17 protein-coding genes, 1 pseudogene and 1 riboswitch are annotated in these 18,025 nt (G+C 70.0%); of the genes and pseudogenes, 7 read left to right on the top strand and 11 right to left on the bottom strand.

Annotated elements, in window-relative coordinates; translation table 11 throughout:
* Positions 1–48 precede the first annotated feature (48 nt).
* Both ADK54_RS15520 and ADK54_RS15515 read right to left on the bottom strand, forming a co-directional pair.
* Positions 49–822 (bottom strand): enhanced serine sensitivity protein SseB, encoded by a 774-nt coding sequence (locus ADK54_RS15520; protein ID WP_053726218.1) that lies wholly within the window; start codon positions 820–822, stop codon positions 49–51.
* A 106-nt stretch (positions 823–928) separates the two neighbouring features.
* Positions 929–1,585, bottom strand: coding sequence for an AAA family ATPase (locus ADK54_RS15515; protein ID WP_078966402.1), 657 nt, complete (start codon positions 1,583–1,585; stop codon positions 929–931).
* Between the two features lie 129 nt (positions 1,586–1,714).
* A riboswitch (glycine riboswitch) is annotated at positions 1,715–1,812 on the top strand.
* A gap of 153 nt (positions 1,813–1,965) precedes the next feature.
* Here ADK54_RS15515 and gcvT point away from each other — a divergent pair.
* The 4 genes from gcvT to ADK54_RS15495 all read left to right on the top strand — a co-directional run bounded on the left by gcvT (position 1,966) and on the right by ADK54_RS15495 (position 6,375).
* On the top strand, positions 1,966–3,081 hold the full coding sequence (gene gcvT / locus ADK54_RS15510; protein ID WP_053726216.1) for a glycine cleavage system aminomethyltransferase GcvT: 1,116 nt from the start codon (positions 1,966–1,968) through the stop codon (positions 3,079–3,081).
* 100 nt (positions 3,082–3,181) lie between these two features.
* Positions 3,182–3,556, top strand: coding sequence for a glycine cleavage system protein GcvH (gene gcvH, locus ADK54_RS15505; protein ID WP_053726215.1), 375 nt, complete (start codon positions 3,182–3,184; stop codon positions 3,554–3,556).
* 32 nt (positions 3,557–3,588) lie between these two features.
* Entirely contained in the window at positions 3,589–4,848 is a 1,260-nt protein-coding gene (glyA, locus tag ADK54_RS15500; RefSeq protein ID WP_053726214.1) for a serine hydroxymethyltransferase, read from the top strand.
* Positions 4,849–5,004: 156 nt separating this feature from the next.
* Positions 5,005–6,375 (top strand): L-serine ammonia-lyase, encoded by a 1,371-nt coding sequence (locus tag ADK54_RS15495; RefSeq protein WP_053726213.1) that lies wholly within the window; start codon positions 5,005–5,007, stop codon positions 6,373–6,375.
* A 4-nt stretch (positions 6,376–6,379) separates the two neighbouring features.
* Here the strand turns inward: ADK54_RS15495 and ADK54_RS15490 are convergent.
* From ADK54_RS15490 to ADK54_RS15480, 3 genes and pseudogenes are all read right to left on the bottom strand, one after another.
* A pseudogene (locus ADK54_RS15490) lies at positions 6,380–7,042 on the bottom strand (NADPH-dependent F420 reductase); the annotation flags it as partial.
* Positions 7,043–7,168: 126 nt separating this feature from the next.
* The gene (locus tag ADK54_RS15485) at positions 7,169–7,381 is read right to left on the bottom strand and encodes an EF-hand domain-containing protein (RefSeq protein WP_053726211.1); all 213 of its coding nucleotides are present in this window, start codon (positions 7,379–7,381) and stop codon (positions 7,169–7,171) included.
* Between the two features lie 56 nt (positions 7,382–7,437).
* On the bottom strand, positions 7,438–8,358 hold the full coding sequence (locus tag ADK54_RS15480; protein WP_053726210.1) for a MerR family transcriptional regulator: 921 nt from the start codon (positions 8,356–8,358) through the stop codon (positions 7,438–7,440).
* 69 nt (positions 8,359–8,427) lie between these two features.
* Here ADK54_RS15480 and ADK54_RS15475 point away from each other — a divergent pair, with 69 nt between their 5' ends.
* The 3 genes from ADK54_RS15475 (at position 8,428) to ADK54_RS15465 (ending at position 11,151) form a co-directional block, all read left to right on the top strand.
* Entirely contained in the window at positions 8,428–9,066 is a 639-nt protein-coding gene (locus ADK54_RS15475) for a GNAT family N-acetyltransferase (RefSeq protein ID WP_053726209.1), read from the top strand.
* A 202-nt stretch (positions 9,067–9,268) separates the two neighbouring features.
* On the top strand, positions 9,269–9,964 hold the full coding sequence (locus tag ADK54_RS15470; protein WP_053726208.1) for a tRNA-dependent cyclodipeptide synthase: 696 nt from the start codon (positions 9,269–9,271) through the stop codon (positions 9,962–9,964).
* Positions 9,961–11,151, top strand: coding sequence for a cytochrome P450 (locus ADK54_RS15465; protein WP_053726207.1), 1,191 nt, complete (start codon positions 9,961–9,963; stop codon positions 11,149–11,151). The genes ADK54_RS15470 and ADK54_RS15465 overlap by 4 nt, the downstream gene beginning before the upstream one ends.
* A 64-nt stretch (positions 11,152–11,215) precedes the next feature.
* Here the strand turns inward: ADK54_RS15465 and ADK54_RS15460 are convergent, their stop codons facing one another.
* The 6 genes from ADK54_RS15460 to ADK54_RS15435 form a co-directional block, all read right to left on the bottom strand.
* A complete protein-coding gene (locus ADK54_RS15460) occupies positions 11,216–12,409 on the bottom strand; it encodes a YncE family protein (protein ID WP_053726206.1) in 1,194 nt (397 codons plus the stop codon).
* Positions 12,409–13,230 carry a polysaccharide deacetylase family protein gene (locus tag ADK54_RS15455; protein WP_053726205.1) on the bottom strand — a complete coding sequence of 274 codons (822 nt, stop codon included), beginning with the start codon at positions 13,228–13,230 and terminating at the stop codon, positions 12,409–12,411. Before ADK54_RS15455 ends, ADK54_RS15460 begins: the two co-directional genes overlap by 1 nt.
* A 399-nt stretch (positions 13,231–13,629) precedes the next feature.
* The gene (locus ADK54_RS15450) at positions 13,630–14,133 is read right to left on the bottom strand and encodes an ATP-binding protein (protein WP_053726204.1); all 504 of its coding nucleotides are present in this window, start codon (positions 14,131–14,133) and stop codon (positions 13,630–13,632) included.
* 286 nt (positions 14,134–14,419) lie between these two features.
* A complete protein-coding gene (locus ADK54_RS15445) occupies positions 14,420–15,187 on the bottom strand; it encodes an enoyl-CoA hydratase/isomerase family protein (RefSeq protein ID WP_053726203.1) in 768 nt (255 codons plus the stop codon).
* Positions 15,188–15,269: 82 nt separating this feature from the next.
* On the bottom strand, positions 15,270–16,514 hold the full coding sequence (locus ADK54_RS15440) for a L,D-transpeptidase (RefSeq protein ID WP_199826974.1): 1,245 nt from the start codon (positions 16,512–16,514) through the stop codon (positions 15,270–15,272).
* A 236-nt stretch (positions 16,515–16,750) separates the two neighbouring features.
* On the bottom strand, positions 16,751–17,980 hold the full coding sequence (locus ADK54_RS15435) for a L,D-transpeptidase (RefSeq protein WP_053726201.1): 1,230 nt from the start codon (positions 17,978–17,980) through the stop codon (positions 16,751–16,753).
* Positions 17,981–18,025 lie beyond the last annotated feature (45 nt).

The following is an 18,025-nucleotide window of genomic DNA, read 5'->3' as shown; positions in this document are numbered from 1 at the left end:
ACACCGCCATGACCCGGCGGGGACGTGCCGCGACGCACCCGGCGGTTGCTACTGGGCCCGCGTGTAGAACGGTCGCACCCGCTCGCGCATCCACGTGGCGACCGGGTCCTGGGTCACATCGAGCAGGACCAGGTTGACCGGCCAGCCGACCGGGACCCGGCCGAGCGCGCGGCCGAGCGCCTCCATGGGGGCGTTGCGGCCCGCCCCGTCCCAGGTGGAGAACTCCACTGCGATGAAGAGCGTGGGCGAATCCCCCTCGATGGAGGCGAGCGCGCGGCGGGCGCTGAGCACCACGCCGGTCGCCTCGAACTCCTGGGAGGCCGCGCCCAGGAAGTCCACCGGGTCCTCCTGCCAGTCCGGCTCGAAGAGGCGTACCCGGGCGCCGGACGCGGGTCCGTCGAGGGCGGTACGCCCGGTGCGGCACAGCTCGGCGACGGCGGGCGGGGGCAGCGGCATCCCGACCGCGCCCTCGGGGTTGACCACGACCCCGAGCTGCGGCGGGAGCCCGCGGGCGAACTCGACGGCGGGCGCCACCGCGAACGACATGTGGGAGCCGACGCACTGCCGGAACTGCTGCTCGGAGCTGTAGACGGGGACGTAGGGGGCGCCGTCGAGCTGCATGGTGGGCAGGTCGAGGTCGGCGCTGTCCTGGCTGCCGCCGTTGGGCAGCGGCACCCATACGACGCTGCGGCCGAGCACCTCTATGAGGCGGGGGCCCGCGTCGGCGTGACCGAGCGCCGCCGCCAGTGTCTCTTCGAGCTCGTTGCCCGGCCAGCCTCCGCCGCCGTGCGGATGCGCGAATGCCTGCTCCGGAAAGTTCATGTGCCGTCCTTCTCCCCCGACTGCTGCCGTGCCCCACGACCCTAGCGCCGAGGGTGCGACAGGGGGAAAGGGTGCCCGGAAAGGGCCCGGCGCGCGCCAGGGGGCGCTACTCGGAGAAGCCGATCCGGCGCAGCACGGTGGCCGACTCCCGGTCGAGCAGGACCGCGCTGGCACAGCCGGTCGGCAGCCGCCCGGCCTCCACCTGGGCTATGAGGCGGCGGGCCGCGCCGCGGTGCCGGGCGAAGGCGTACTTCGACACCCAGCGGCCCCGGATCGCCTGGCCCTCCAGAGCGGTGCCGGCCGGCACGTCGAGCACGACGAGCCGCAGCGCGCGTCCCCTGCGCCGGGCGCCCCGGCCCAGCCAGTGCCGCACCCACGCCTGCGTACCGCAGTCGTGCACGACGAGGCTGTCTCCGGAGCGCAGCGCCCACCAGGTCCTGGCGAAGTGGGCGGTCCGGGTCAGTGGGCGGTACAGGGCGTACGGAATGCCGGGGAGCCGGCGCTGCCAGGCGAGGCGAGTGTCCTGGGAGTCGATGCGGCGGTCGGTGACGGCGCGGCGCATCAGCGTCGTCTTGCCGCTGCCGGGCAAGCCCGACACCACCACGACGTCGCCCGCGTCGAAGACCAGCTCCGGCGGCGTGCGCTCGGGCCGACCGCGCAGATCCCGCACCACCGGCCGTGTCTGTCCTCCCGCCGCCTGATGCCCAGGGCCTTTTGGCGCGGGGACCTCCCGCACCTGGCCCGTGTTCCGTCCAACCGTCATGGCACTCCCCCCTGTTCGGGTCCCGCGACCCCTGCCCACGAAGTGTAAAGAGACGGTAATGGGTCACCGGCGATGTGACGCTTCCGGGATGCGTGCAATGATGTGCGCGCCAACTGCATACCGGCCGTTCGAATCCGCGCGGGAGAGTCCTCAGCAGCTGTGAGCTGGGGCGCCGAAGGAGCAAGTTCCTCCCTTGAATCTCTCAGGCCCCGTACCGCGCGGACGAGGCAGATCTGAAAAGCGGGCCGTCCCCTGCCGGGCGTCCCCACCCAAGGTGCAAGCCGTGCCGCGCAACGCGTGCCGGTGAACCTCTCAGGTTCCGATGACAGATGGGGAGGATGTCCTCGACCGTCATGCCCCGGGACCTTGGAGCCACATCCATGAGCAACGCCCCCCGCCTCACCGCCCTCGATGCACTGCATCGTTCGCTGGGCGCCACGATGACCGACTTCGCGGGCTGGGACATGCCGCTGCGGTACGGGAGCGAGCGCGACGAGCACACCGCCGTACGGACCCGCGCCGGGCTCTTCGACCTGTCCCACATGGGCGAGATCACCGTCACCGGCCCCGAGGCCATGAAGGCGCTGAACTACGCCCTGGTCGGCAACATCGCCACCATCGGCCCCGGCCGCGCCCGGTACACGATGATCTGCCAGGAGGACGGCGGCATCGTCGACGACCTGATCGTCTACCGCCTGGGTGAGACGGAGTACATGGTCGTCGCGAACGCGGGCAACGCGCAGATCGTGCTCGACGCGATCACCGAGCGCGCGGTCGGCTTCGACGCCGAGGTCCGCGACGACCGCGACGCGTACGCGCTGATCGCCGTGCAGGGCCCCGAGTCCCCCGGCATCCTCAAGTCCGTCACGGACGCCGACCTGGACGGCCTGAAGTACTACGCGGGCCTGCCCGGCACCGTCGCCGGTGTCCCCGCCCTGATCGCCCGCACCGGCTACACCGGCGAGGACGGCTTCGAGCTGTTCGTCGCCCCTGAGCACGCCGAGCCGCTGTGGCGTGCGCTGACCGAGGCCGGCCAGGACGCGGGTCTCGTGCCGTGCGGCCTGTCCTGCCGCGACACGCTGCGCCTGGAGGCGGGCATGCCGCTGTACGGGCACGAGCTGACCACGGAGCTCACCCCCTTCGACGCCGGGCTCGGCCGGGTCGTGAAGTTCGAGAAGGACGGCGACTTCGTGGGCCGTACGGCTCTGGAGGCCGCCGCCGAGAAGGCCGCCGCGAACCCGCCGCGCAAGCTGGTCGGCCTGATCGCCGAGGGCCGCCGGGTGCCCCGCGCCGGCTTCTCGGTCGTGGCCGACGGCGAGGTCGTCGGCGAGGTCACCTCCGGCGCCCCGTCGCCGACCCTGGGCAAGCCGATCGCCATCGCGTACGTGGACGCCGCGCACGCCGCGCCCGGCACCGCCGGCGTCGGCATCGACATCCGCGGGACGCACGAGGCGTACGAGGTCGTTGCGCTGCCCTTCTACAAGCGCGAGAAGTGACCCGCGCGTCCCTGCGGCACCGCCCTTCTCGTCTCACTGTCCGAGACACTCTTCGAGACCCCGTCATCAGCACTCCCCCGCGTACAGGAGAATTCAGGTCATGAGCAACCCGCAGCAGCTGCGCTACAGCAAGGAGCACGAGTGGCTGTCGAACGCCGAGGACGGCGTGTCGACGGTCGGCATCACGGAGCACGCGGCCAACGCGCTCGGTGACGTCGTGTACGTACAGCTTCCCGGGGTGGGTGACACGGTGACCGCGGGCGAGACCTGCGGCGAGCTGGAGTCCACCAAGTCGGTCAGCGACCTGTACTCCCCCGTGACCGGCGAGGTCGTCGCCGCCAACCAGGACGTCGTGGACGACCCGGCCCTGGTGAACTCCGCTCCGTTCGAGGGCGGCTGGCTGTTCAAGGTGAAGGTCACGGACGAGCCGGGCGACCTGCTCTCCGCCGACGAGTACACCGACTTCGCCAGCTGACCTAGAGACCACAGGGATACAGGGATCGTCTGATGTCGCTTCTGAACCAGCCCCTCCACGAGCTGGACCCGGACGTCGCCGCCGCCGTCGACGCCGAGCTCCACCGTCAGCAGTCCACCCTCGAAATGATCGCCTCGGAGAACTTCGCTCCGGTCGCGGTCATGGAGGCCCAGGGCTCGGTCCTCACCAACAAGTACGCCGAGGGCTACCCGGGTCGCCGCTACTACGGCGGCTGCGAGCACGTCGACGTGGTCGAGCAGATCGCGATCGACCGCATCAAGGCGCTCTTCGGCGCCGAGGCCGCCAACGTGCAGCCCCACTCGGGCGCCCAGGCCAACGCGGCCGCGATGTTCGCGCTGCTCAAGCCGGGCGACACGATCATGGGTCTGAACCTGGCCCACGGCGGCCACCTGACCCACGGCATGAAGATCAACTTCTCCGGCAAGCTCTACAACGTGGTCCCGTACCACGTCGACGAGACCGGCGAGGTCGACATGGCCGAGGTCGAGCGCCTCGCCAAGGAGTCGAAGCCGCAGCTGATCGTGGCCGGCTGGTCCGCCTACCCGCGCCAGCTAGACTTCGCCGCGTTCCGCCGCATCGCGGACGAGGTCGGCGCGTACCTGATGGTCGACATGGCGCACTTCGCCGGCCTGGTCGCCGCGGGTCTGCACCCCAACCCGGTGCCGCACGCCCACGTCGTGACCACCACCACGCACAAGACCCTCGGCGGTCCGCGCGGCGGTGTCATCCTGTCGACGCAGGAGCTCGCCAAGAAGATCAACTCGGCGGTCTTCCCCGGTCAGCAGGGTGGCCCGCTGGAGCACGTGATCGCGGCCAAGGCGGTCTCGTTCAAGGTCGCGGCCTCCGCGGAGTTCAAGGAGCGCCAGCAGCGCACCCTGGACGGCGCTCGGATCCTGGCCGAGCGCCTGGTCCAGGACGACGTGAAGGCCGTCGGTGTCGACGTCCTGACCGGCGGCACCGATGTGCACCTGGTCCTGGTGGACCTGCGCAACTCGGAGCTGGACGGCCAGCAGGCCGAGGACCGCCTCCACGAGGTCGGCATCACGGTCAACCGGAACGCCATCCCGAACGACCCGCGGCCGCCGATGGTGACCTCGGGTCTGCGGATCGGCACCCCGGCGCTCGCCACCCGCGGCTTCGGTGACGACGACTTCCGCGAGGTCGCCGACATCATCGCCGAGGCCCTGAAGCCGGACTTCGACAAGGACGCGCTGGCCGCCCGGGTGTCCGCTCTGGCCGCGAAGCACCCGCTGTACCCCGGCCTGAAGTAGTTTCGTACGCTTTAGTTCCCGGTTCATTCGGGACGAAGCCCCGGGGCACCGCGCACACTGGTAGTGAGCGCGGTGCCCCATCCCATGCTGTGCCAGCTTTGCTCTGCACCACCCCGGCAGACAACGGCGTCTACCAAACCCCTCAAGGAGTCCCCCGTGGCCATCTCGGTCTTCGACCTGTTCTCGATCGGCATCGGCCCGTCCAGCTCCCACACCGTCGGCCCGATGCGGGCGGCCCGAATGTTCGCCGCGCGCCTGAAGAACGAGGGCCTCATCGCCCACACCGTGCGGATACGGGCCGAGCTGTACGGGTCGCTCGGCGCCACCGGACACGGCCACGGCACGCCGAAGGCGGTGCTGCTCGGCCTGGAGGGCGCCTCCCCGCGCACGGTCGACGTCGAGACCGCAGACGACCGGGTGGAGCGGATCAAGGAGTCGGGGCGGCTCAACGTGCTGGGCATGCACGAGATCGACTTCGCTTACGACGACGACCTGATCCTGCACCGCCGCAAGGCGCTGCCGTACCACGCCAACGGCATGACGGTCTTCGCGTACGACATCGACGGCGCGCTGATCCTGGAGAAGACGTACTACTCGGTCGGCGGCGGCTTCGTCGTCGACGAGGACGCGGTGGCCGGCGAGAACCCGATCGTGCCGGACGACACCGTTCTCAAGCACCCCTTCCGCACCGGCGACGAGCTGCTCCGGCTCGCCCAGGACACCGGTCTTTCGATCTCCGCGCTGATGCTGGAGAACGAGAAGGCCTGGCGCACCGAGGACGAGATCCGTTCCGGCCTGCTCGACATCTGGCGGGTCATGCAGGCCTGCGTCTCGCGCGGCATGGCCCGCGAGGGCATCCTGCCCGGCGGCCTCAAGGTCCGCCGCCGCGCCGCCACCACCGCCCGCCAGCTGCGCGCCGAGGGCAACCCCGAGGCGCACGCCATGGAGTGGGCGACGCTGTACGCGATGGCCGTGAACGAGGAGAACGCGGCGGGCGGCCGGGTCGTGACCGCCCCCACCAACGGCGCCGCGGGCATCATCCCGGCGGTCCTTCACTACTACATGAACTTCGTGCCCGGCGCCGATGAGGACGGCATCGTCCGCTTCCTGCTGGCCGCCGGCGCGATCGGCATGCTGTTCAAGGAGAACGCCTCGATCTCCGGCGCCGAGGTCGGCTGCCAGGGCGAGGTCGGCTCCGCCTGCTCGATGGCGGCCGGCGCGCTCGCCGAGGTCCTCGGCGGCACCCCCGAGCAGGTCGAGAACGCCGCCGAGATCGGCATGGAGCACAACCTGGGTCTGACCTGCGACCCGGTCGGCGGCCTCGTCCAGATCCCCTGCATCGAGCGCAACGGCATGGCCGCCGTGAAGGCCGTCACCGCCGCCAAGATGGCGATGCGCGGCGACGGCAGCCACAAGGTGTCCCTGGACAAGGTCATCAAGACGATGAAGGAGACGGGGGCCGACATGAGCGTCAAGTACAAGGAGACGGCCCGCGGCGGCCTCGCCGTCAACATCATCGAATGCTGATCGCCTAGAAGCTGTGGGCGGCCGGGCGCTCCTTGGGCGCCGCCGCCAGGGCCTCGGTGACCTCCGCGACGTTGCCCCTCAGTCCGTAGACCGGGGTCGCGGGCTGCTGGCGCCAGGAGTCGTCGATGCCGCCGGCGTCCACGGTGTCGAAGCCGAGCTCGTCGACGAGCTCGCGGACCAGCTGCTTGGCGGCCGTGTCGTCGCCGGCCACCGGCACGGCGATCCGCTCGGGGTCGCCCTGCGGGCGGGGCCGGTCGAGGAGGTCCTGCGCGTACGTGCCGTTGAAGACCTTGATCACCGGGTGGCCGATGTGCTGCTCGGTCCAGCGGCTCTCGGTGAGGCCGTCCTCGATCGCGTCGATCCGGCCGTCGCGCTCCTTGGGGTAGTAGTTCCCGGTGTCGATGACGGCGAAGCCGTCGGCCGCGCCGTCGAGGAAGCCCTTGGGCAAGTCGGGGATGCGCTTCAGCGGGATGGTGACCACGACGACCTGTGCGCCCTTGGCGGCCTCGGCGACGGTGACCGGGGTCGCGCCGGTCTCCTCGGCGAGGGCTGAAAGGGTCTGCGGGCCGCGGGAGTTGGCGACGGAAACCTCGTGTCCGAGCGCGGTGAGACGGCGGGTCAGGTTGCCGCCGATGTTGCCCGCACCGATGATGCCGATCTTCATGAGCTGGCCTTCCGGAGATGGTGCCGCGTTGGCATGCTCCGGGGAACTCGCGGTCCCGGGAAGTTATTCCGGGCCGGCCCCGGATGGCGTACCGCGCGAGCGGGAGTACGCCACCGGGGCCGATCGGCGTCACTTGTTCAGCGAGGCCCAGAACTCCTCGAAGGAGAGCTTGCCGTCGCCGTTGGCGTCCTTGGCCTTGATGATGGCCTGGGCCACCGTCTCGGTGACGTGGAAGTCGCCCAGCTGCGCCATGACCGCCTTGTACTCGCTCGCGGTGACGCGTCCGTCGCCGTCGATGTCGAGCTTCGCGAACGCCTTGCGCGCCTCTTCGATGTCCGCCACTGGGTCCACCCCTTTGTTGGTGCCTACTGCTTGATGCGTTTCTGACGCGGGTCAGATTAGCTGCCGACGTGCGCGCCCAGTGCGGCGGCCAGCCATTGGAAGGCGGCGGCCGCGCTCGGCGGCTGCTCGTACCCGTTGATGACGGCGAGCAGCTGGAAATAGCGTTCGACGCGCAGGTCCGGGCTGACGCCGACCCGCTCCAGGACGGCCGCCCGGTCGGCGCCCGCGCCGAGCAGCTCGGTGAGGAGTGCGTCGGCCTCGGAGCTTTCGGGTGCGACGCCGCGCTCCTGGGCCGCGCCCGCGAGCTGGGCGACCTTCTTCGCGAAGGCGAGGTAGGCCTGCGGTTCGCGCGAGCGCTCCCGGAAGCTCTCGGAGTCGGTCTCGGCGATCCGCCGCATCAGCGCCCGGAAGGCCTCGTCCTCGACCAGTTCGGCCAGCTCGATCCAGGCGTCGACCTGGAGCGGGGTGGGGTCGTCGGGCAGCTCACCGGCCACGCCGCGGACCCGGGCGTGGAAGTGCGGGTTGGTGTCGTCGAGGCCGGTGAACACCTCGTCGGTGAAGTCGTCGATGATCTGCTTGCGCTCGCGCGCGGAGAGCCTGGCCAGCTTGTTCATGAGGGTCGTCTCCTCCGTGTCGGACTGCCGTCGGGCGATGGTCGACAGGACGGCCCGGCTCACCCGGAGCGCCCGGATCTGGGCGTCGAGGGCCGCGACATGGGCCGCGGCGACCTCGGCGACCGTGATCTCCCGGGCGAGCACGCGGCGTACGTCATCCAGGGAGAGCCCCAGTTCGCGCAGGGTGCGCACCAGCTCAAGGCGGGCCACGCACTCGGCGTCGTACAGCCGGTAGCCGCCGTGGGAGCGGCCGACGGGCGGCAGGGCGCCGATGTCGGACCAGTACCGGATGGTGCGCACGGGCAGGCCGGTGCGGCGGGCGAGCTGCCCGATGGTGAAGGTTTCCGGGCCGTCGTCGATCATGTTGTCGAGTGTCCGGTTTCCAGTGGGTGGAGACTCAAGGCCTCTGGACGGAAAGAAACGGGGAATCCCATGGATGGCACGCTCGGCGACATTCTGGCGGCCGCGGCGACGGGGCGGTTCCCGCCGGCCGACGGCGGTACGACGGTGGTGGCGCAGCCGGGGCCGCGCGACGCGGGCGTGCTGGCGTTCACCGCGCACTCGGTGATCTTCCTGGACGAGGACGAGGACTGGCTGCGGGCCACGCTGGCCGAGACGAGGGCCGATCCGCTCGGCGCGTCGATGAACCCCGGGTTCCTGGCCGCCCTGATGGCCCGCACCGGCCGCTCGATGAACTGCGTCGACCTGCTGACCTGCGCCCCCGCCCTGCCGGGCGAGCCGCCGCTGGGGCTGACCGAGATCGAGGACCCGGAGCATCCGAGGGTGGCGCGGGCCCTGAAGTACCGGGACGACGTGCGGGTCTGGGCGGCGGACGGCGGCGTCCTGATACTCGGCCGGGGCGTCGCCGGCCGCTGGGAGGCCGCCGTCGAGGTCGACGAGTCCGCGCGCGGCCTGGGCCTCGGCGTTCAACTCGCCCTGGCCGCACGGCACTTGGTGCCCGAGCCGGTGCTCTGGGCGCAGCAGTCGCCGGGCAACGCGCGCAGTGTGCGCACCTTCCAGGCGGCGGGTTTCCGGCCGGTCGGCTCGGAGGCACTGCTTGTCGCGCACTGATAACGGGTCCAGACCGGCGGGCCCCGGACTCTGACTGTTCGAAACACGGAAAGGACTGTTTTCCGCCCGCCAAAGAGCAGTTCGCGCCAACTTCACGCCGCCACTTCCTCACGCTCCGCACTTGGCGGATAACTTCTTGCTGTCGCCGCCACACCGGGAGCACAGGGCACCCAGGGACTAGCGGCGCTGGGGCGTTACAGCTGTGACCATCACAACTGAAGCATTCACCGTGCAGCCCTTCACGCGAAGTTGCCACCACATATGGGACGAGGGCGATCACGTCCTCATCGGTGTGAGTCCGGGAAACAGCTATTTCAGCGCCGGCCGCATCACCGAACTCGTCCGCTGGGCTTCGGCACGGTTCTCCCGCATCGACATCGTGTACGCCGACCTCCATGTGGCCGAGCTGTTCAGCGCGCTCGGCTACGACGAGGAGCACGCGGCACGGCGCGCCTCGAAAGAACTCAAGGCGGTACGCCGCAGAATTCTGCGCGGCGTCGAAGAGGCAGGCTCGCCGGACATACCCGTCGGCGTGCACGGGCTCTCCGAATTCGCCGGTAATCCGGTCTACGAACTCCTGCACCGGCGGGTGCGGCATTTCCTCGCCACCGATCCGCATTTCCGGGCCGGCTGCGAGCGCATGGCCGGGCACTTCCTCTCCACGAAGGTGGGCGGGCCGGCCGCGAGCGCGGAACAGCTCGCCGCCTGCCTCGACTACATCGCCGCGGAACTCCCCTTCTTCCTGGACACTCCGGGCATCCTCGGCGTCCCCTCCTCGGTGTCGGCCTACCACGCGCCGATCCCGCTGACCGAGCTCCTCTACGCGAAGGGCGGCGGCTTGCGCGCCTCCCGCAATCAGGCCTACGCCGTGGTGCGCCCGGAAGGAATCGCCGCATGACCCCCGAGCCCGTACTCGACTTCCCGCTCTCGCGCCGCGGTGACGTCCTGCCCGAGGAGTGCGCCTGGCTGCGCGAGAAGCAGCCGGTGGCCCGGGTGCGTACGCTCACCGGCGACCAGGCCTGGCTGGTGAGCAGCCACGCGCTGGCCAAACAGGTCCTGGAGGACGCGCGGTTCAGCCTGAAGGACACCGCGAACGCCGGGGTGCCCCGCCAGTACGCGCTGACGATCCCGCCCGAGGTCGTCAACAACATGGGCAACATCAACAGCGCCGGGCTCCGCACCGCCGTGATGAAGTCCCTCAGCCCGCGCGCCGACGGCCTGGCCGGTCAACTCCGCGTCCGTGCGGGCGAGTTCATCGACGCGCTGCTCACCGAGGGCCCGCCGGCCGACCTCCGGGCGGGGTTCGCCGACCCCTTCTCGGCGGCGCTGCACTGCCAGGTGATCGGGGTGCCGTTCGCGGACTGGCGCCGGCTCATGTCCGGCCTGGACACCGCCTTCATGACCAGCGCGCACACCTTCGAGGGTGCCGGGCTCAACTGGTACAAGGACCTCGGGTACATGGTGGAGCGCCTCAACGCGCCCGGCCTGGACCCCGACAGCCTGCTCGGACGGCTCGCGGCGCTGCGCGAGGACCAGGAGTCCGCGCACCTCACGGACGAGATGCTGGCCACGGTCGCGGTGTCCATGTTCGGCGCGGGCGCGGTCTCCACCTCCGCGTTCCTGATCCTCGCGATCCTGGCCCTGCTCCAGCACCCGGAGCTGATCACCCATCTGCGCGAGCACCCCGAGCGCATGGGCCGCGCGGTGGAGGAGCTCCTTCGCTGGAACCTGTCGATCGGCGACGGGCTGCCCCGGCTCGCCCTGGAGGACGTGACGCTGGGCGAAGTCCTCGTGAAGAAGGGCGAGTTGGTGCTCGTCCTGGTCGAGGGCGCCAACTTCGACCCGGAGGTCTTCACCGACCCCCAGCGCCTCGACCTCGACCGGGAGCACAACCCGCATCTCTCGTTCGGCGCCGGGCGGCACTTCTGCCCGGCCACGGGGCTCGGCCGGCTGCACGCCGAGACGGCGCTCTCGGTCCTGGTGGACCGGATGCCGGGGCTGCGCCTCGCGGTCCCGGCCGAACAGCTGGTGTGGCGTACGGGATTCATCAAGCGCCTGCCGGAGCGGCTGCCCGTGCTGTGGTGACACGGAGGTGCCCCGGGGCCGGCGGACCCCGGGGCACCTCGCCGTCGTACGCCCCCGCTCGTGCTCAGCGGAAGATGCCGGTGTGGCCGAGCGAGTACCGGCCGGGCTGCGGGTAGACGGCGAGGCCGTGCGGGCCCGAGCCGACCGGGATGCGGGCCAGCTCCTTGCCGGTGGCGGTGTCGATGGCGTACACCTCGCTGTTGTAGCGGCCGGACAGCCAGAGCACCTTGCCGTCGGCGGAGACGCCGCCCATGTCGGGGCTGCCGCCGTCCGGCAGCTCCCATTTCTTGGTGAGCTTGTTCTTGGTGAAGTCGAAGATGGAGATGGTGCCCTCGCCCCGGTTGGAGATGTACATCTCCTTGGAGTCGCGGCTGATGTAGAGGCCGTGGCAGCCCTTGCCGGTGGGCAGCAGGGTCGGCGTGGTGAACTTGTCGCCGTCCAGGACCCACATGCCGTGCGCCATCATGTCGGCGATGTAGAAGGTCTTTCCGTCCGGGGACATCTTCACGTCCTGCGGCATCGCCCCGTCGAAGGGCAGCTTCTGGTGGGCGATGACCTCCATCTTCTCCGTGTCGACCTTGAGCAGCTCGCCGGAGAACTCGCACGAGACGATGAAGTACCGCCCGTCCATGGAGAAGTCGGCGTGGTTGACGCCCGCACAGGTCACCGGGACGGTCTTGACCCGGTTCATGCTGACCGGGTCGCGGAAGACGAGCTCGCGGTCCTTGGAGGCCATCACGACGGCGTACTTGCCGTTCGGCGTGAAGTAGAGGTTGTACGGGTCCGAGACCTGGACGGTGCGCCCGGTCTTGCCGGTCGCCGGGTCGATGGCGGTGAGCGAGTCGCCGAGGTCGTTGTTGACCCAGAGCGTCTTCATGTCCCAGGACGGCACGACGTGCTGCGGCTGGTGGCCGACCGGAATCGTCTCGATGACCTTGTACGTGGCCGGGTCGATCACGGACACCGTGTTGGAGTTGGTGTTGGGCACGTACACGCGCGGCAGGAAGTTCTTGACGGCCGGCTGGAGGGCGTTCGGCCGGTCCGCGGCGTAGGCGTCCTTCGAGTCCAGGACGGGCGGCATCCCGGGCAGGCCCTGCGGCACGGCCTTCTTGGCGGCCGGGGGCGGCAGGGCCGCCTTGGTGCTGAGTGCCTCGTCCTTGTGGTCGGCACCCGATCCGCAGCCGACCAGCGCCGCGAGCAGGGCTGCCGAGAGCAGCACGGTGATCCTCTTCGTTACGGCCTTCGTTGCGGTCGGCATCAGATCAGCAGCTCCGTGGTCGTGACCGCGCGCAGTCGGCGGCGTTCCAGTTCGGCGAGTAGGGCGGGCAGCGCGGCGACCGTGTCCGCATAGCCGAAGTGCAGGCTCACCACCGATCCGTTGCGGATCTGCCCGGTGACGTTGCGGGTGACGGCCGAGGCACCGGGCGAGGTGAAGTCGAGCGAGTCGACGTCGTACGACAGGACGTGCGGGTACCCCGCCTTCCGGGCCAGTCTCTGAACGAGCGGTGTCGCGTACTGGGCACGGGAGGGCCTGAACCAGGTCCCGATGGAGCCGGTGAGCCTGCGCAGCCGGTCCGCGCAGCCCGTGATCTCGGCGTACGCCTCCGCCTCGTCCATGGCCCCGATGTCGATGTGGTGCTGGGTGTGGTTGCCCAGCTCGTGGCCGCCGTCGAGGATGCGGCGGGCCATCGCGGGCTGCTCGTCGAGCCAGCTGCCGACGGCGAGGACGGTGACTTTGGCACCGGCCTTCTCGGCCTCGCCGAGCAGGGTCGTGGCGATCTTCGGATCGCCCTGGCCGTGGAAGGTGAGCGCGACCTGGGGGCGGCCCCGGGGGCCACTGCTGATCTGGACCGGCTGCCCGGGGAAGGTACGGGGGGCCGGTGCGGAGCGTGGGACCTTGGGGCGGGCGGGAGCGACGGCCGCCGCGGAGGCGGACGGCTGGGGCTTCGGAGAGTCGGCCGGCTGCTCGCCGGCGTGGTCGTCCGAACAGCCTGCCGTGAACGCCCCCACGATGGCCGCGCCCGCCCCGGCCCGCAGGGCGCTGCGGCGGTCGACGGCACGGGGTGATGGATTCGACACATGGACATTTAAGTGGGCCGAAGGGCGCTTGGTAACGATTGACCCATTTCAGGACCTCTGCGGGTCGCGGCCGCCCGAAGGTGACCGGAGGCGACCGAGTCGCTGATTCACTCAGCACTTCCAATATTTATTCATGCTTTAGAAGGTGCGTGCTCTAGCTCACCTACGATTCACAGCTAAACTGTCATGATTCATGGCGCTATGTCCGACTAGGGACTTTTGATGATTGGCCGCCCATCTGTCATAGTCGAAGCCACGACCCCCATTGACCCGGGCCAGGTCGTCTTCAGTCGCCGTGGATCACACCCCCCCCCAGATCCACGGCGCTCCACAGAAGCCCCCGCGGCGCCACATCCGGCAGCCAGGGGGCTTCTGTGATTCGGCGGGGCCTTCGGCGACTCAGCGGTCGGCGACGCGCATCTCGAACCAGGTGGTCTTGCCGCGCGGCAGCAGGTCCACGCCCCAGCGGTCGGAGAGCTTGTCGACGAGGAAGAGGCCGCGGCCGCTGATGTCGAGCTCGTGCACCGGCATCAGACAGGGCAGGCCGCGCGAGGGGTCGCGGACCTCGATCCGGATCCAGCCCCGGCGGCGCAGCATGCGCAGACCGAAGACGCGGGCTCCGGTGTGCCGCACCGCGTTGCCGACGAGCTCGGAGACGAGGAGCACGGCGTGCTCGGCGAGTGTCGGCGAGAGCGCCCACTGGCGCAGTACGACGGACTGCGTGATCCGGCGGGCCGTGGCGGCGGACTCCGGACGCGAGGGCAGCCGGACTTCTTCCTCCGTCGGATTCCCGAACAACTCCAGCGCCTTCAGCGCCACTTCGTCGTCGGCGGACGGCATCCACCGTGCCGCGGTCGCACTCACACGCTGCGCCGGTTGTTCCACACCCTCCAGCCCCGCCATGGCACCATCATGGCGGCCCGGCGCGGCCTCCGGGGCCGTTCCGAAGGAATCGAGCCCCCGGAACCTGACGTTCCGGAGGCTCGTTCTGGCATATGACGGGGGCAGTCGATGACCCAATGCACCCGCTCTGACCTGCGATGACGTGATGCGTTTGCTTGATCACCAAGCGTTCCGAAGGGGTTTTCCTTAAGGTGCGCTTAAGGCTGTGCTAATCCCCCCACAGGGTGTACACACTGCCCTCACATGTACAGCCGTCGTTGACCCCGGCCACTCAACTCCCGTGCGCTCAGAGGAACTTGGCCTTGCCCGGGCCCTCCTCGACGAAGCTGCGCATGCCCCGCTCGCGGTCCTCGGTCGCGAACAGGCCCGCGAACCAGTTGCGTTCAACAGCGAGGCCCGTGTCGATGTCCGTCTCCAGACCGGCGTCGATGGACTCCTTGGCGGCGCGCAGCGCGATGGCCGGGCCCTGGGCGAGGCGCGCGGCCCAGGCGACGGCCCGCTCGTACACCTCGGCGGCCGGCACCACCTGGTCGACCAGGCCCATGGCCAGCGCCTCGTCCGCCTTCACCTGACGGCCGGTGAAGATGAGGTCCTTGGCCTTGGACGGACCCACCAGGCGCGCGAGTCGCTGGGTGCCGCCGGCGCCCGGGATGAGGCCGAGCAGGATCTCGGGCTGGCCGAGCTTGGCGTTCTCACCGGCGATGCGGAAGTCGGCGCAGAGCGCCAGCTCGCAGCCGCCGCCCAGCGCGTAGCCGGTGACGGCCGCCACGACCGGCTTGGGGATCTTGGCGACGGCGGTGAAGGAGTCCTGCAGCGCCCGGCCGCGTACGACCATCGCCGCGTGGTCCATGGCCTGCATCTCCTTGATGTCCGCGCCCGCCGCGAACAGCTTCTCGCCGCCGTACAGGACCACCGCCCGCACGTCCTCGCGCCGGGCCGCCTCCTCGGCGAGCTCGCGCAGCCGGTCCTGGCTCGCGATGTCGAGGGCGTTCATCGGAGGGCGGTCCAGGCGGATGGTGCCGACGCCTTCGGAAACTTCGAGGTTCACAGTCATGGAGGCAGGTTAACGGTCACTAACGACAACGGACCCGGTGCTGTCGGTCACAGCACCGGGTCCGTCGGGCGTTCGTCCGGGCCTACTTGGTCCAGTCCGCCCAGGAGAGGTTCCAGCCGTTGAGGCCGTTGTCGGGCTGAATGACCTTGTCCTTGGAGTTCTTCACGACGACCACGTCGCCGATCAGGGAGTTGTTGTAGAACCAGGCGGCCGGCGTGGACGGGTCGCCCGCACCGCGCGCGTCTTCCAGACCGACGCAGCCGTGGCTGGTGTTGGCCGAGCCGAACACCGACGGGTCGCCCCAGTAGTTGCCGTGGATGAAGGTGCCGGAGCTCGACAGGCGCATCGCGTGCGGCACGTCCTTGATGTCGTACTCGCCGCCGAAGCCGACGGTGGCGCCGTTCATCCGGGTCACCTCGTACTTCTCGCTGATGACCATCTGCCCGTTGTACGTGGTGTTCGCCGGGGAGCCCGCGCTGATCGGGATGGTCTTCAGGGGCTTGCCGTCGCGCTCCACCTTCATGGTGTGGGCGCTCGCGTCCACGGTGGAGACCTGGGAGCGGCCGATGGTGAAGTGGATGGTGCGGGTCTGCTTGCCGTAGACACCGGGCCGGCCCTCGACGCCGTCGAGGTTGAACTTGACGGTCACCTTGGTGCCGGGCGCCCAGTACTGCTCGGGCCGGAAGTCGAGGCGGTCGTTGCCGAACCAGTGGCCCTCGACCGGGACGGACGGCTCGGCCGTCACGGTGATCGCCTTCTTGACCGCGTCCGGGTTGGTGATGCCGCGGCTGAAGTTGATGGAGACCGGCATGCCGACGCCGACGGTGGAGCCGTCCTCGGGCACGTACTGGCCGATGAAGGTGTTGGTCGGCACGAGGGTGGTGAAGGTGGTGTCCTTGGCGGACTCGCGGCCCTTGGCGTCCTTGGCGACCGCGTGGACCTTGTACTGCGTCGCGGAGGCGAGGTGCTGGTCCGGGGCCCAGCCGAGGCCGTCCGCGGATATCTTCCCGGCGACCGCGTTGTTTTTGCTGTCGGCCACCGTGACGACGGACAGCCTGCCCTTGTCGGCGGATATCTTCAGCGCGCCGTTGGTGGCCACGTCCTTGGCGTTGTCGGCCGGCAGGATGGTGACCACGGCCTCGGAGGCCTTGGTGTCCTCGGCCGCGCCGCCGCTGCCCGCCTTGGCCTTGGAGCTGGAGCCGTCGCCCCCGCCGCATGCGGTGACCAGGAGCAGCATGGCCCCGAATAGGAGGGCCAGCAGTGCGCTGCCCTGGCGACCGCGTCGTCCGGCCCCGGCCGAAGCCCCCGAAATAGGCTGCCCGTTCAAGACTTTTTCTCCCCTCGCACGGCGTGGCCCCGCCACCGCCCGTACTCACTCACCCCCGCGCGCGTCATCGCGCACGCACGGCGCTAGATAATCACACCGGGCGGGCCCCGACCTCCCCTCCAATGTCACCGTTCAGTCCCAACTTGTCCTGGAACTCTCAGGTGAAACACAGGAACCGTTCCCGGTTGGTTAACCGGGAACGGTCAGGGGCCGTGCGTTCGAGGGGTGAGGGGAAATCAGGAGATCGCGGAGCCCGCCTTCCACTTCGCCCAGTCCAGGTTCCAGCCACTGAGCCCGTTGTCGGGAGCCACCTGGCGGTCATGGGAGTTGACGACCTCGACGATGTCGCCGATGAGGGTGCGGTCGAAGAACCACCCCGCCGGGGTGTCCGAGCTGCCGCCCTTCACATCGCGCAGACCGACGCATCCGTGGCTGGTGTTGGAGTTGCCGAAGGTCTTGGAGGGAGCCCAGTAGTTGCCGTGCAGGAAGGTGCCGGTGTTGGTGAGCCGGATGGCGTGCGGGACGTCCGGAATGTCGTACTCGCCGCCGAAGCCCACGGTCTGGCTGTTCATCCGCGTCACGTCGTACATCTCGGTGACGACCATCTTCCCGTTGTACGTGGTGTTCTTCGGCGACCCCGCGGAGATCGGCAGCGTGGACACCAGCTCGCCGCCGCGCCGCACCTCCATGGTGTGCGCCTCGGCGTCCACGAGGGACTCCTGGGCGCGCCCGACGGTGAAGCCGACCGTCTTGTCCTGGATGCCGTAGACGCCGGGCGCCGCGACCACGTCGCGCAGGTGCATGTCGACGGTGACCTTGGTGCCGGGCACCCAGTACTGCTCGGGCCGGAAGTCGAGGCGGTCCTTGCCGAACCAGTGGCCCCGCACGTCCACCGGAGGCTGCGAGGTGATCCTGATGGCGCGCTCGACGGCCGCCCGGTCCTTGATCGGCTGGTTGAAGTTGAACGACACGATCATGCCGACGCCCACGGTCGAGCGGTTCTCGGGCTTGAAGTAACCGATGAACCGGTGCTCGGGGACGAGGGTGGTGAAGCTGGTGTGGCGGGCCTGGCGGTGGCCGTGGCCGTCGAGCGCCACGGTGTCCACCGTGTACAGCGCGGCCAGTTGCAGCGCGCTGCCGGTCGGCGTCCACGTCAGCCCGTCCGTCGAGATCCTGCCCGGCACCTCCTCGGGCTGCGCGTCCTCCGTCTTCATCACCTTGACCCGCTCCAGGCGCCCGCTCGGCACCCGCACCTCCACCTTCTGGTCCGCCTTGACCGCCTTGGCGCCGTCGTCCGGAGTCACCAGAATGGCCTCCTGGGGCGTCAACGGCTTGCCCCCGATGTCGCCGATGTCCAGGGTGCTGCCCGAGCACCCGGTCAGCGTGGCCACCAGGACCGCCGTCAGTCCTGCCCATGCCAGGGCGGCGGCCGTGCCCGCCCCTGCCCGCTTCAGTACGTCTCTCACGACCGACCCAACGACCGCCCCCCGCCGGGGGAAACGTGAGTACGA

Origin of the sequence: Streptomyces sp. WM6378 (assembly GCF_001279695.1) — a bacterium.
Lineage (GTDB): Bacteria > Actinomycetota > Actinomycetes > Streptomycetales > Streptomycetaceae > Streptomyces.
This window is presented reverse-complemented; position numbering and strand designations above follow the sequence as displayed.

Bases quoted from the DNA above. Each gene is read 5' to 3' on its own strand.
- ADK54_RS15520 (WP_053726218.1), bottom strand. From the start codon at position 822: ATGAACTTTCCGGAGCAGGCATTCGCGCATCCGCACGGCGGCGGAGGC.
- ADK54_RS15460 (WP_053726206.1), bottom strand. From the start codon at position 12,409: ATGCCGACCGCAACGAAGGCCGTAACGAAGAGGATCACCGTGCTGCTC.
- ADK54_RS15475 (WP_053726209.1), top strand. From the start codon at position 8,428: ATGGATGGCACGCTCGGCGACATTCTGGCGGCCGCGGCGACGGGGCGG.
- ADK54_RS15450 (WP_053726204.1), bottom strand. From the start codon at position 14,133: ATGGCGGGGCTGGAGGGTGTGGAACAACCGGCGCAGCGTGTGAGTGCG.
- gcvH (WP_053726215.1), top strand. From the start codon at position 3,182: ATGAGCAACCCGCAGCAGCTGCGCTACAGCAAGGAGCACGAGTGGCTG.
- ADK54_RS15480 (WP_053726210.1), bottom strand. From the start codon at position 8,358: ATGATCGACGACGGCCCGGAAACCTTCACCATCGGGCAGCTCGCCCGC.
- glyA (WP_053726214.1), top strand. From the start codon at position 3,589: ATGTCGCTTCTGAACCAGCCCCTCCACGAGCTGGACCCGGACGTCGCC.
- ADK54_RS15515 (WP_078966402.1), bottom strand. From the start codon at position 1,585: ATGACGGTTGGACGGAACACGGGCCAGGTGCGGGAGGTCCCCGCGCCA.
- gcvT (WP_053726216.1), top strand. From the start codon at position 1,966: ATGAGCAACGCCCCCCGCCTCACCGCCCTCGATGCACTGCATCGTTCG.
- ADK54_RS15465 (WP_053726207.1), top strand. From the start codon at position 9,961: ATGACCCCCGAGCCCGTACTCGACTTCCCGCTCTCGCGCCGCGGTGAC.
- ADK54_RS15445 (WP_053726203.1), bottom strand. From the start codon at position 15,187: ATGACTGTGAACCTCGAAGTTTCCGAAGGCGTCGGCACCATCCGCCTG.